Origin of the sequence: Bacteroides sp. AM16-13, assembly GCF_003602705.1 — a bacterium.
GTDB classification, from domain to species: domain Bacteria; phylum Bacteroidota; class Bacteroidia; order Bacteroidales; family Bacteroidaceae; genus Bacteroides; species Bacteroides xylanisolvens.
The window spans coordinates 349-14,326 of record NZ_QTLK01000016.1 but is presented as its reverse complement, the minus strand read 5'-3'; the positions used below and the strand labels follow the sequence as shown (position 1 = coordinate 14,326).

The following is a 13,978-nucleotide window of genomic DNA, read 5'->3' as shown; positions in this document are numbered from 1 at the left end:
AAATTAGTTATTTTCATCACAGCATCGTTCAGATGGAATGGTTTATTAACATATAAACTTCAGTTCCACATTTTTCTTTCCGACCACAAGTTCCACTTTTGCGCCATTTATAAGCGGCAGATTATGAGTCACGTGTCCTACCGGAAAATTAAAGCAGACCGGATAATCATACTCTTTTACTAAATCCGCCAAAGCTGCATACAATTCCTTACCCAACGAACAGTCTTCTTCATATTCCGTAAATTGGCCGATAATCAGTCCGGACAGTTTTTCAAGCACGCCTCCCAATTTCAAATTATACATCATACGCTCGATGGCATGCGGACGTTCGCTGACATCTTCAATAAACAGTATCGTCCCTTCTGCCGGAATATCGTATGGAGTTCCCCGCAAACCGTATGCTACCGCCATATTACCACCATGCAAAACGCCTTGTGCAGTCCCCTGCTTATTCAGTTTGTGCTTCTCGCACGTATAAGAAGGGATATTCCCAAATAAGATATCCTTCAGATAGTTCGTACAAAGATCATCTTCCGGTTCTACCGTAAGATGACGGGCCATCAACGAATGTAGAGAAGCATATCCATTTTTCTGAAACAGATTGTGCAACGCTGTTATATCGCTAAAACCCAGTAACCATTTCGGATGTTCACGAAAAGCCGTAAAATCAATTTTATCAATCAAATGTACCGCCCCGTACCCTCCGCGACTACACAGAATAGCTTTCACCTCAGGGTCGTCCATCGCGTCCTGCAAATCTTTCAGCCGTTGCCTGATTGTTCCGGCATATCTCCCGGATGAACTTCCGGCATATTTTCCCATAGCCACTTTCAAGCCCCATGATTCTATCCGTTTCTTGGCTCCTTTCAGGAATTGTTGGTCTATCTTACTCGAAGGTGATACAATAACCACTTTATCACCTTTCTGCAAAAAGGGAGGAAATTGAATATCCATATATATTCTTATTTAATTGACTTTCGTTGATAAAATACCAGACTGCCCGGATGCATTTGTTTTCATCTGCAAAAATACAGGAAAAAACGGTTCCATGCACATCCAACAGTCAAAACAAATGAAATATAGCAAAATGTTACATAACGGATGCATTTTTTCGGGTTATAATCGTTATTTTTTCAATCATTTTTCTGATATTTGCTAAAAATCTAACGTTATGGAACCTATTCTAAATTTTGCCCAGCTAACGGCCCATCTCAAAAAACTAAACCATAGAAAACGAATTGCCGTGGTCTGTGCCAACGATCCTAACACAGAGTATGCCATCTCTCGTGCGCTGGAAGAGGGAATTGCAGAATTTCTTATGATTGGAGATTCTACAATTCTGAAGAAATATCCCACGCTCAAACAATATCCCGAATATGTAAAAACTATCCATATCGAAAATCCGGACGAAGCGGCACGCGAGGCTGTCCGTATCGTTCGCGAAGGGGGAGCCGATATTTTGATGAAAGGGATTATCAATACAGACAACTTACTGCACGCCATACTCGACAAAGAAAAAGGGTTGTTGCCGAAAGGAAAAATCCTCACGCATTTGGCAGTGATGGAAATTCCTACTTATCATAAACTGCTTTTCTTTTCGGATGCTGCGGTCATTCCGCGTCCCACGCTACAACAACGCATAGAGATGATTTGGTATGCTATCTGTACCTGCCGCCACTTTGGCATCGAGCAGCCGCGTGTCGCATTGATTCACTGTACGGAAAAAGTGAGTGCCAAGTTCCCTCATTCATTAGATTATGTGAATATCGTAGAGCTTGCCGAAGCGGGAGAATTCGGAAATGTGATTATTGACGGCCCGCTGGATGTACGTACTGCGTGCGAACAGGCAAGTGGTGATATTAAAGGGATTGTATCTCCTATCAACGGACAGGCAGACGTACTGATATTCCCGAACATCGAATCGGGCAATGCATTCTACAAATCTGTCTCCCTGTTTGCAAAAGCAGAGATGGCAGGATTACTGCAAGGACCTATTTGTCCTGTAGTACTTCCGTCGCGTAGCGATTCCGGCTTGTCCAAATATTATAGCATTGCGATGGCATGCTTACAAGTGTCAGGAGATTGCGAGTGCAGAAAACAGGCCAGTCAGGTCACCAACTCATCATTCTAAATTCACCATTTAAAACTCACCATTCATGAAAATACTGGTTATCAACCCCGGCTCAACTTCTACAAAGATTGCGGTTTACGAAAACGAGACTCCGTTATTTATCAGCAATATAAAACATTCCGTAGAAGAGCTGTCTGCTTTTCCCGAGGTAATAGATCAGTTTGAATTCCGCAAAAATCTGGTATTACAAGAATTGGAGAATAACAAGATTCCTTTTTCTTTTGACGCAATCATCGGACGCGGAGGTTTGGTGAAACCGATACCGGGCGGAGTGTATGAGGTGAACGATGCCATGAAACGTGATACAGTGCATGCCATGCGTACCCATGCCTGCAACTTAGGAGGACTGATTGCCAGCGAACTGGCCGCCACCCTACCCGATTGCCCGGCTTTCATCGCTGATCCGGGAGTGGTGGATGAACTGGAAGACATAGCCCGCATTACAGGTTCTCCGTTAATGCCGAAAATTACCATCTGGCACGCCTTGAACCAAAAAGCAATCGCGCGGCGTTTCGCCAAAGAACAAGGGACGCAATACGAAGAGTTGGATTTAATCATCTGCCATTTAGGAGGAGGTATTTCTGTCGCAGTCCATCACCATGGAAGAGCCATCGACGCCAACAATGCGTTGGACGGCGAAGGCCCTTTCTCACCGGAACGCGCCGGCACACTTCCTGCCGGTCAACTGATCGACCTTTGTTTTAGCGGTCAGCATACCAAAGACGAATTGAAGAAACGTATTTCCGGACGTGCCGGATTGACTGCTCATTTAGGTACGACCGATGTGCCTGCCATCATCCAATCGATAGAAGAAGGAGATAAAAAGGCGGAATTAATACTGGACGCCATGATTTATAATGTTGCAAAAGCGATAGGCGCCAGTGCTACTGTACTTTGCGGGAAAGTAGATGCTATCCTCCTGACAGGAGGAATCGCTTATTCGGACTATGTGGTTTCAAGGCTGAAAAAAAGAATCTCTTTCCTGGCTCCCATCTATGTTTATCCGGGAGAGAATGAAATGGAGTCATTAGCTTTTAATGCCATAGGAGCATTGAAAGGAGAATTGCCGATACAAGTTTACAAGTAACATAAACTATTGATTTATCGGTTCCATCGGTTTCATCTTATTTTACTCTATACTTTTACCTGCTATCTCCTTATTTATCAATTCTTCAAGAATCAGGTGAGATGGATGAACCGCAAACCTTGTAGTAACATTTATGGTACTTATTTCTTAAGAAAGAGTTACTTCTTCCAACAAGGCAAGCTCCCAGCTACGCCAAACAATAGTAATTAACTTCAGTTCACCTTTCGCCTTGGCTTCTGCCACCAGCTCATCTTCACTATAACGAAGTAACTGTTCGCGCGCCTCATCAGCAAGGGCACGTATTTCTTTTTCCGAAGCACCGGCTTTTGCATATTTCACCTCAAGCAGATAGGTGAAAGGAGGAAGTACGGGAACCGACAGACTAGGTTTGAAGAAGAAATCTGCAAAGCCTTTATTCAATTCGTATTCTGGATAAAGTTGATAATAACGATACATTCCTAAATAAGCAAGCAAGAAGCCTTTAATGTGCGCTTCACCTTCAATATATTCACGAATACGGCTTTGCTCACGAACAGCGTTGGCGATAAAATCGAACAAAGGTTTCCAATCTCCTCTGAAAGCCATATTCTCAAATAAAGCACTCATCTTGTTCATGTCTATTTTAAAGATATCATGCTTGATGTAGCCTTGTATCAAGAAGTTAAAAAGCTGTTCTCTTACAACTAAATTCGGTACATGCAGGATGGGTCTTCCCACCATATCTACACCTTTGATGGAAAGAAGTCCGAAATAGAATAATAAAGACTTGAAATTACTGGGGTCCGTCATCTCCAATGCAGAAAAATGAGTAACAATGTCAGTAATAATCTCTCCTTGCTCGGCTATTTCCTTTATAACAGAAAAATTCTCTCCCAATCCATGATCTAATTTTATCAAGTATGCCAACTTGTTAAAGTCAGTGCGAATGTTAGGGTCTACAATTTCTTTAGGCTTTTTATGATGAAGTACAAAAGATTTCAGAAAATAAAGTGCCATGTCAGAATTAAACATACACTGTTCCAATGTATCTTCACTAAAGCAATAATTGTCATAATTGGGTTTCATCATGGCAACTATTTCATCTATAGATTCTTGAAGTACTCCCTGCTCTTTATAATATGTCAACATCTCACGCAACTCTTTCTCACTGAATCCAACCAAATCATTAAACCATGAATCATTTGTGATATTAGTTCCGATGTTAAAGCCACTAGTCACATCATCCATCGTCACCGGACTCACTCCGGTAATAAACAAGCGTTCAAGAGCAGCTCCGGTTCCGGTAGTAGCGGATTTTATCACGTTAAAGAAGCCACGAATAAAACCTTCGCCATGCGTTGCTTTCCTGTAAAACTCCGTACCGTAAGTTGAAAGAATGGTATTGGTGAAATTATCATATTCATCAATGAGTAAATAAATACGAATATTTTTCTTACGGGTAGCATAGGAATTAATCGCAGACAGAAAAACACCGGGTTCTTCTTGTATTTTCTCATCAAGAACATCCCAAATTTCTTTTCCCAATAAATCTTCATACTTAAAGACAAAATCTTTAAGTTTGCTACAACAATGCAGCTTAAACGATAGTTCTACTTCATTGACATTGGAACTCACTTCCGAAAAATTAAATCGCATGATGAGAAACTGATTGTGAAGCTTCGTCGGATGCTGACCTATGTATAGCTGACCAAACAACTCGTCAAACTGTTCAGCATGATTTACGTCATAATAGGCCTCTAACATAGCCAAAGTCAGACTCTTCCCAAATCTACGGGGACGTATCAGAAACAGATAAGGCGGTTGCATCTCTATTTTTTCAATGAACATTGTCTTATCTACATAATAATAATTCTCTTTCTGAATTCGGCTAAAATCAGTTATTCCGTAAGGTATTTGTTTCATCATATTGCGATTCCTTTCAATTTATCTGTCCCTTATTTCTGCAGACTTTTTTCAATATTCTGCAAACGGCGTTCTAATGCTGCATACTTTTCATCCTTTTCTTTTAAAAGACGCTCGTAGAGTTCAGTGATTTTGTCGATAGGATTGAAGTTGTTAACTCGACTATCATTAATACTATCTTCGGTATCAGACTTAACTATACCCATGCTGATGTTTGCCCCACCTGCACTTTGTTCTGAATTATTCACCGTATTATTTTCAAACACCACCGTCTGTGCATCCTCCTCCAAAGTCTTGAGATAATCGAAAGGGACATTCAATGCACGTGCAAAGCGTTGCAACATCTCATCATCAATCACCTTCATCTTCTCATATTTAGAAACAGCAGGTTGTGAGAGATGTACTAATTCACTCAAACCCTCCTGGTTCATATTCTTTTCAATACGGGTACGACGTATATTGCGTCCGTGATGGACTCTCCCAATTGTCAATTCTTCTGTTTCCATTTTTATTTTCTTTCTTTTTAAAATCCAACAAATATACAAATGAAAAGTTTCGCTCGAAGCAAATATACGAAAAAAACGAATAGATGTGATAATATGGATAAAATGAATATTACAACCTGACAAATAGAATAAAATGAATACTTCAAACAGCGTATAATGTGTTAAATTATCACGAACTTTACCGCACGAAAGGGCAACAAAACAAAAGAGCTTACGAACATGAAAAGAATATTGACAAATAAAGAATACAGGTTCATAAAAGAGCTCAAAGAATTGATGACTAAATACAATGCAGTGATCTCTACAGATGCACAAGGAAAAATTGAGATTGTTGTGAATGAAGACGACGAATCATTTGATTTTGAAACAGAAAGCACGATCTATTTAGGAGAATATTTTTCGGATAATGAGCTAAATGAATTACTGGAAAAGAACTTAGCACACATAATACGAATAAAAGAGGAGTATAAAACAAACTTGTAAACGGATTTATATAATTGAAAAATCATTAATCCAAATTTCGATATAAACACCCCACCAGATTTCTTTAGAACCAACGGCCTCTTCCTTTTAAAGGAAGGGGGCGTTCCTTTAAAAGGAGTGAAGCTTTGGTTTTAAAGCAAGAAAAACGACCTTATTAACAGGTATATTTGCCTGTATCATAAACTTTTTAAATAAAAAAGCTCTTTCAAAGAAATTTTTCTCATATCTTTGCGACGTGTTAAGTTAATAAATTGATTAAGGTCGATTTTTGACTGTTTCGAATCGGGAAGTATGGGGGTACTTTCCGATTCTTTTTTGGGGAGGATATAATAAGGTGTCTTTCATCTTTTTAAAGGTTTTAATAAACTGGATAAATCTAATATATACTAACTCTATATATAAAACAGTTCAACTCCGGAGGATACTAATAAAAAAGAAGGCTGTTTCAAAATTAAATTTGAAACAGCCTTCATTATATATAGAAGTTATCGCTTTCTTACTTCTTTTCCGGTCTTGGCAACAAAACCTTTCTTGAAAGTTTGAATTTGCCAGTTTTCGGATCGATATCAATCAGTTTTACCTCGATTTCATCACCTTCTTTGATTCCGGCTTCTTCTACTGTTTCCAGACGTTTCCAGTCAATTTCGGAGATGTGCAGCAAACCATCCTTGCCCGGCAAGAATTCGATAAATGCACCATAAGGCATAATAGAACGAACTTTACCTTTATAAACTTCGCCTACTTCAGGAACAGCAACGATTGCTTTAATCATGCGCATTGCATCATCAATACATTTCTTGTTTGTTCCGGAAACTTCGATGCGTCCCATACCATCAATTTCTTCGATAGTAATCACAGCACCAGTTTCTTCCTGCATACCTTGGATGATCTTTCCACCAGGACCGATCACAGCACCGATGAATTCTTTAGGAATTGTCATCGTTTCGATACGTGGAGCATGTTCTTTCAGGTCGGCACGTGGTTCAGCAATTGTTTCAGTAATCTTATTAAGGATATGCATACGTCCTTCTTTAGCCTGGTTCAAAGCACGTTCCAGAATGTCATAAGACAGACCGTCTACCTTGATATCCATCTGTGTAGCAGTGATACCGTCTTTTGTTCCGGTCACCTTGAAGTCCATATCTCCCAAGTGGTCTTCGTCACCCAGGATATCAGACAATACAGCATATTTTTCTTCGCCCGGATTCTTAATCAATCCCATAGCGATACCCGATACTGGTTTCTTGATCTTCACACCTGCATCCATCAATGCCAATGTGCCGGCACATACGGTAGCCATAGAAGAAGAACCGTTAGATTCGAGGATATCTGAAACCACACGTACTACATACGGATAGTCAGCAGGAATCTGTCCTTTCAAAGCACGCCAAGCCAAGTGACCGTGACCAATTTCACGACGGCCTACACCACGTTGTGCTTTTGCTTCGCCTGTAGAGAAAGGAGGGAAGTTATAATGTAACAAGAAACGTTCTTTTCCGTGTTCCAAAACATCGTCGATAATCTTCTCATCCAGTTTTGTACCCAGAGTAACAGAAGTCAATGACTGTGTTTCACCACGAGTAAAGATAGCAGATCCGTGAGGGCCAGGCAGAGGACCTACTTCACACCAGATCGGGCGGATTTCGGTAGTCTTACGACCATCCAGACGCTTACCTTCGTCCAAAATAGAACGGCGCATGGCTTCTTTTTCTACATCGTGGTAGTAACGGTCGATCAATGCAGCCTTTTCGTCCAACTCTTCTTCAGAGAATTGAGCTTTGAATTCTTCGCGGATCGCTTCGAAAGCAGCAAAACGTTCGTGTTTGTTATTGTTTCCGGAAGCGGCAACTGCGTAAGCCTTGTCGTAACATGCTTCGCGAACAGCCTTGCGCAAGTCTTCGTCGTTTACTTCGTGGTTGTATTCACGTTTTACAGTTTTTCCAACCTCTTCAGTCAACTCCATCTGCGCTTTGCAATGAATCTTGATAGCTTCGTGAGCCACTTTCATTGCTTCCAGCAATTCAGCTTCAGATACTTCATGCATTTCACCTTCTACCATCATGATGTTCTCATAAGTAGCGGCTACCATCAAGTCCATGTCAGCTTTTTCCAGTTGTTCAAAAGTAGGATTGATAACGAACTGACCGTCGATACGCGCTACACGCACTTCAGAAATCGGTCCGTTGAAAGGAATATCTGAAACGGCAAGTGCTGCAGAAGCGGCAAGTCCTGCCAATGCATCCGGCATATCCACACCATCAGCAGAAAAGAGGATGATGTTCACATATACCTCTGCGTGATAATTATCGGGGAATAAAGGACGGAGAGCACGGTCTACAAGACGGCAAGTCAGAATCTCATAATCAGAAGCTCTACCTTCTCGCTTGGTGAAACCACCAGGGAAACGGCCGAATGCCGCAAATTTTTCTTTGTACTCTACCTGCAAAGGCATAAAATCTGTTCCGGGAACTGCATCTTTAGCGGCACAAACAGTAGCTAACAACATGGTGTTGCCCATGCGAAGCATTACAGAACCGTCTGCCTGTTTTGCCAACTTTCCCGTCTCGAGTGTGATGGTTCTTCCATCAGGTAACTCGATTGTCTTAACAATTGGGTTAATCATAAAAATTGTTTTATCTATACTTTTTCTTTCAAAATTCCTGCAAAGATATACATTTATCGTGGTAATCAGGTGGAAATGAGGTAAAAAGTTAGTGGTGAACTGATTTTTTTTCAAAATTAGGATGAAGAACCCGGCAAAATGCTTTGACTAATCTCGAAAAGAAGTATATTTGCATCTCGTTAATAACACACACTATATGAAAAAGGTTACTTTTGCAGCGCTCGCCGCACTTACTATTACTGCTTGTAGTTCCGGTCCTAAATTCCAGGTGAACGGGGATGTATCAGGAGCCGATGGTAAAATGCTTTATCTCGAAGCTTCCGGTCTGGAAGGTATTGTTCCGCTCGATTCAGTGAAGCTGAAGGGGGAAGGTACATTCAGTTTCAAGCAGCCTCGTCCCGAATCACCCGAATTTTATCGCTTGCGGATTGACGACAAAATCATCAATTTTTCTGTAGATTCTATCGAAACGATTCAGATTAAAGCGCCGTATGTGGATTTCTCCACTACTTACACGGTGGAAGGTTCGGAAAACAGCAACAAGATAAAAGAGCTGACGCTGAAGCAGATCCGCCTGCAAAAAGAGGTGGACGACTTGCTGGCAGCTTTACGCAGTAACAGAATGGGGCACGATGTATTTGAAGACAGTCTGGCAACGTTGCTCAACAATTACAAGGAAGATGTCAAGGTAAACTATATTTTCGCTGCTCCCAACACGGCAGCCGCTTACTTTGCCCTGTTCCAAAAACTCAATAATTATCTGATATTCGATCCGTTGAACAATAAAGATGATGTGAAATGTTTCGCTGCTGTCGCTACGAGCCTCAACAATGCGTTCCCTCATGCCGTACGTTCCAAGAACCTTTATAATATTGTAATTAAGGGGATGAAGAACACGCGCCAGCCACAGGCGAAAGCATTGGAAATTCCTCAAGAGAAAATAGTGGAAACCGGCATTATCGACATCGCCCTGCGTGACGTGAAAGGAAATGTGCGCAAACTGACCGACCTGAAAGGAAAAGTCGTATTGCTCGATTTCTCTGTATTCCAGTCGCCTGCCGGTTCTCCTCACAACCTGATGCTTCGCGAACTATATAATGAATACGCAAAACAAGGACTGGAAATATATCAGGTATCTCTCGATGCGGACGAACACTACTGGAAAACTGCGGCAGACAACCTTCCCTGGGTTTGTGTACGCGATGGAAACGGAGTGTATTCTACCAACGTAGCTGTATATAATGTTCGTCAAGTTCCATCTATCTTTTTGATTAACCGTAACAACGAATTAAAGCTTCGCGGCGAAGATATCAAGGATTTGGAAGCAGCTGTCAAGTCATTGCTCTAAGTTGTTATAATTTAGCATATTTCATTTAAATATGTTACATAGCATCTTTTTTCACTTGACACGTATCACTTAAAAGTCTATCTTTGCAAAGAAATAATGATAAGAGGGTTCCAACATGGCTCATGTTGGAATTCTTTTTTGTTTATATGACCATTTAAAACAATTAAAGGAGGAAAACATCATGGCTTATATGTCAGAAGAAGGTTACAAGAAACTGATGGCGGAACTGAAGGAACTGGAAACAGTGGAACGCCCGAAGATCTCTGCGGCAATAGCCGAAGCCAGAGATAAAGGAGACTTGTCGGAAAATGCAGAATACGATGCCGCCAAAGAGGCGCAGGGTATGCTTGAAATGCGCATCAACAAATTGAAAGCTACCATTGCAGACGCAAAAATCATTGATGAATCTAAGCTGAAAACAGATTCTGTACAGATTTTAAATAAAGTGGAACTGAAGAATGTAAAGAACGGTATGAAGATGACTTATACCATCGTTTCCGAAAGTGAAGCTAACCTGAAGGAAGGAAAAATTTCCGTTAACACCCCGATTGCACAAGGTCTGCTTGGCAAGAAGGTGGGTGATGTAGCCGAAATCACTGTTCCACAAGGTAAAATTGCATTGGAAGTAGTAAACATATCAATTTAACGTAAAGGCAGGTCTCCTTGTGGGGCTTGCCTTCATTTATCAATAAAAGTTATGGCAACAATATTCAGTAGAATCATCGCAGGCGAAATCCCCTGCTACAAGGTGGCGGAAAACGAAAAGTTTTTTGCGTTTCTCGATATCAATCCGTTGGTAAAGGGACACACATTGGTGGTGCCCAAACAGGAAGTAGACTATATTTTCGATTTGAGCGATGAGGACCTGGCTGCTATGCATGTATTTGCAAAGAAAGTGGCCCGTGCCATTGAAAAAGCTTTCCCCTGTAAAAAGGTGGGCGAAGCGGTTATCGGACTGGAAGTTCCTCATGCACATATTCATTTAATTCCTATTCAAAAGGAATCGGATATGTTGTTCTCGAATCCGAAACTGAAATTGTCGGATGGAGAATTCAAGTCCATAGCACAAGCAATCAACTCCTCTCTATAAAACATGATGATGAAATAAGCAAGAGCGTTCTGTGAAGGACGCTCTTTTTTTGTTCCATGCCTTGAAACAAAGTGTTCCTCGGTGTGAAACGAAGTGTTCCTCACCGAGGAACAACCTGTTCCACACCGAGAAACTTTTATCGCTCCTTACTTTCGGCAACTTCTACCAAATAAACTCCGATACAGATAAAAATAATGGCAAACGTCTGCGTCCAGCTAAAACGGTCTTGTCCCAAAGCAAGGGAGGCAATAGTTGCCACAATCAGAATCAGATAACCATAAATGGCAACCACCGTTGTCTTCAGATATTTCAAACCGACAGGCAACAACATATAACTGATAGTGGTCGGGAAAATCAATACGAACATCAGGATAAGGAAAGGTGTCCAATGGAACGGCATGGAGAATACCGGAGCATCAAATCCCGTAATGAACGTTACTATTATAGCAGATACAGCAGCACCGGAAAAAGTATAGCGCAACATGGTTATTGCTCCGATAGCAGTCAAGATACGCTGACTAAGAATCAGATAGACAGCATATACCACAGAGCTAAGAAGACAAAGCATATTTCCCGTGAAAGCATCGGACGCCAAATCATCACTTTGCTGGGTTAAAATACAAACCAATGCTCCTATCAGACCGATAGAAATTCCTATTATTTTTTTAGTGGTCGCCTTCTCCTTATAAAAGAATATCATCATGAGAAAAACCCAAATAGGCTGAAGGCTGGTAAAAATGGAACTGGAAACAGGAGTTGTTTTACTCAATCCCGCCAGGTAGAGAAACATAAAGCCATAAAGTCCCAAGGCCCCCAACAGGAAAAGGAGCCATTTATCTTTGGCGGATGATTTTTCCGGAGGCATAAACCACCCGATTACCCAAAAGGCTGCTGCCGCAAACGTGCAGCGAAGGGTTGCTCCTGTCAGCGGACTCATCCACAAAGGCAGAAGATACTTCAGGGCATTCATATTTAACCCGCTAAAAACTTTCGAGACGGCCATGCTAAGATTGGCTTCCAGTTTCTTATTCTTCATTTTTTATTTCAATTGGTCGTTAAACAAAAAGGTATGACGGCGCCTATATGCCCAGAAAAGAGTAACAACAGTAATCAGCAGATTAAAGATAAACGGAAACTCTTGCGATTGGGTATGGAATACCCACTGGAAAAAATCGACGATAAAGGGATAGAGCAAAATAGCCAGGTAGTTCATCATCATCACAAATGCCAAAGCTAATGTGGTCTTTTGCGGTAATGCGGTCTGCGTGGTCTTGTCATAAAGCATAGGCTGGATAATGCCATACCCTAAACCGACCAGAATACACCCGGGAATAATCAACCACTCTATCGGAGCTATCCAGATTAATAATAGTCCCAATGCCATCGACAACAGGCTATATGCCTTCGTACGTTCTTTAAGCAAGCCTACAATTTTATCCAGACAGAAGCCCGGAGCCGTGATAGCCAGGAAGAAAAGCGAAATCATCAGTCCGGAATTACCACTGGAGAAATGATGCTTTTCCATTAAGAAAGGCAGATTGAAGATCACTACTACCACGATATATGTAATCACCCCATAGAAAAGCATCAATTCTATCAGATGCTTGATGTGAATACCATATTTACTGCCTCCAATGTCTATGGCAGAGTGTCGGGCAGCTTTGCTGTCGTCCGCTGAACTCGTCTCCGACACAGTCACCGTCGCCGCATTCGCAGTTGCTACATTTGCCGCCGTAGTAGTAGCAGTATCAGACGAAGAAGATGCCGTTAAAGCGGCTTCTCCGGACCGGTCTTCTTTCAAATGTCCCACCAGCAGAATGGAAACCAACGGAAGAAGATAAACAAGAAAAGGCAGGTGCCAACTGACTTCTGCCAGATAGCCCGTCACGGCAGTTGCTATCACTAACGTAAAATTAGTTATGGCCGAACTCAACCCGAACTGTTTCACCCGATAAGTTCCCACAAAATATCTGGAAACCAATCCGGTAGACAAAGGGATAATAAGTCCGGACCCGATGCCGAGCAGAGCACTAACCACAATCAACTGCCACATTCGATTGGATATCAGATACAGAACACCGCTTGCGGCAAAAAGCCAGAGTCCGACTTTCAATACACGGACATAATCGACTTTCTCCGTCAGTTTACCACCCAGCAATATAAAAGGTATGATGAGCAATGATGGCAGTGATGTTAACATCTGTATGTCCAGATCCGTAGCTTTCGGAAATATCTTTGTAAGGTCACCCAATATAGGTGAAACAGCGAGTCCCGGCAATGAAGTCAATGCCGAAATAGACCAAATGGCAATTAAAGTGATAAGAGGAATTGTTCCTCGTCCCGTCTGTATCTTCATAATGCTTATTCGTTAAAAGTTTAGGTTTGAAGAAAACAATAGTCGCTTTATAAAGTTCATTTATTCACCACAGAGGACGCAGAGGATACAGAGGGGAATCTTGTTCATGCCGGTACCGTTTTGAATAAAATAATGGAGTATTCTGGAAACGTTGTGGCAAATCTGAAAAAGATGATTGAGTTTTTAAGATTCCCCGTTATCTTTTTATTATAAGATATGGGTCAAGGGTGAGGGGTGGTGAGGGTAGATTTATAACTTTCGTATTTTTTTTTATAGATAAAAAAAGGAGATAGTATAGAAAATAATAAAATAAAAGGTTATAAATCTACCCTCACCACCCCTCACCCTTGACCCATTCATTAGCGCAACGTTTAACTCGTTTCTATGCAGTTCTTAATTAAATGGGAATTTAGGGGCGTAGCGCCCCAACAAGGTTTCCATTCGGCATGTTA

12 protein-coding genes are annotated in these 13,978 nt (G+C 41.4%); 6 read left to right on the top strand and 6 right to left on the bottom strand.

The features are described 5' to 3' along the window. Window positions 1–45: 45 nt before the first annotated feature. Window positions 46–954 (bottom strand): LD-carboxypeptidase, encoded by a 909-nt coding sequence (locus DW173_RS14210; protein ID WP_015531658.1) that lies wholly within the window; start codon window positions 952–954, stop codon window positions 46–48. Window positions 955–1,171: 217 nt separating this feature from the next. On the opposite strand from DW173_RS14210, the gene DW173_RS14205 reads away from it, so the two are divergent. Both DW173_RS14205 and buk read left to right on the top strand, forming a co-directional pair. Next, window positions 1,172–2,131, top strand: coding sequence for a phosphate acyltransferase (locus DW173_RS14205; RefSeq protein WP_008026160.1), 960 nt, complete (start codon window positions 1,172–1,174; stop codon window positions 2,129–2,131). A 25-nt stretch (window positions 2,132–2,156) separates the two neighbouring features. After that, on the top strand, window positions 2,157–3,218 hold the full coding sequence (buk, locus tag DW173_RS14200; protein ID WP_008018575.1) for a butyrate kinase: 1,062 nt from the start codon (window positions 2,157–2,159) through the stop codon (window positions 3,216–3,218). A 147-nt stretch (window positions 3,219–3,365) separates the two neighbouring features. Here buk and DW173_RS14195 read toward each other — a convergent pair whose 3' ends face one another. Beyond that, window positions 3,366–5,123 carry an ATP-binding protein gene (locus DW173_RS14195; protein ID WP_118408135.1) on the bottom strand — a complete coding sequence of 586 codons (1,758 nt, stop codon included), beginning with the start codon at window positions 5,121–5,123 and terminating at the stop codon, window positions 3,366–3,368. Between the two features lie 29 nt (window positions 5,124–5,152). Then, the gene (locus tag DW173_RS14190; RefSeq protein ID WP_004316645.1) at window positions 5,153–5,626 is read right to left on the bottom strand and encodes a helix-turn-helix domain-containing protein; all 474 of its coding nucleotides are present in this window, start codon (window positions 5,624–5,626) and stop codon (window positions 5,153–5,155) included. A 219-nt stretch (window positions 5,627–5,845) separates the two neighbouring features. Here DW173_RS14190 and DW173_RS14185 point away from each other — a divergent pair, with 219 nt between their 5' ends. Beyond that, a complete protein-coding gene (locus tag DW173_RS14185; protein WP_118408136.1) occupies window positions 5,846–6,109 on the top strand; it encodes a hypothetical protein in 264 nt (87 codons plus the stop codon). Between the two features lie 496 nt (window positions 6,110–6,605). On the opposite strand, the gene pnp is transcribed toward DW173_RS14185, so the two are convergent. Continuing rightward, window positions 6,606–8,732 carry a polyribonucleotide nucleotidyltransferase gene (gene pnp / locus DW173_RS14180; protein WP_004311937.1) on the bottom strand — a complete coding sequence of 709 codons (2,127 nt, stop codon included), beginning with the start codon at window positions 8,730–8,732 and terminating at the stop codon, window positions 6,606–6,608. Between the two features lie 196 nt (window positions 8,733–8,928). Between pnp and DW173_RS14175 the strand changes: the two genes are divergently transcribed. The 3 genes from DW173_RS14175 (at window position 8,929) to DW173_RS14165 (ending at window position 11,170) form a co-directional block, all read left to right on the top strand. Further along, complete coding sequence (locus DW173_RS14175; protein ID WP_004316642.1) at window positions 8,929–10,080, top strand: TlpA disulfide reductase family protein; 1,152 nt, start codon at window positions 8,929–8,931, stop codon at window positions 10,078–10,080. A 181-nt stretch (window positions 10,081–10,261) separates the two neighbouring features. After that, a complete protein-coding gene (greA, locus tag DW173_RS14170) occupies window positions 10,262–10,726 on the top strand; it encodes a transcription elongation factor GreA (RefSeq protein ID WP_032811363.1) in 465 nt (154 codons plus the stop codon). A gap of 51 nt (window positions 10,727–10,777) precedes the next feature. Then, window positions 10,778–11,170, top strand: coding sequence for an HIT family protein (locus tag DW173_RS14165; RefSeq protein WP_120144591.1), 393 nt, complete (start codon window positions 10,778–10,780; stop codon window positions 11,168–11,170). A gap of 136 nt (window positions 11,171–11,306) precedes the next feature. Here the strand turns inward: DW173_RS14165 and DW173_RS14160 are convergent, their stop codons facing one another. Both DW173_RS14160 and DW173_RS14155 read right to left on the bottom strand, forming a co-directional pair. Then, window positions 11,307–12,206, bottom strand: coding sequence for a DMT family transporter (locus DW173_RS14160; protein WP_004316636.1), 900 nt, complete (start codon window positions 12,204–12,206; stop codon window positions 11,307–11,309). Window positions 12,207–12,209: 3 nt separating this feature from the next. Next, the gene (locus tag DW173_RS14155; protein WP_120144590.1) at window positions 12,210–13,526 is read right to left on the bottom strand and encodes an MFS transporter; all 1,317 of its coding nucleotides are present in this window, start codon (window positions 13,524–13,526) and stop codon (window positions 12,210–12,212) included. Window positions 13,527–13,978: the final 452 nt, after the last annotated feature.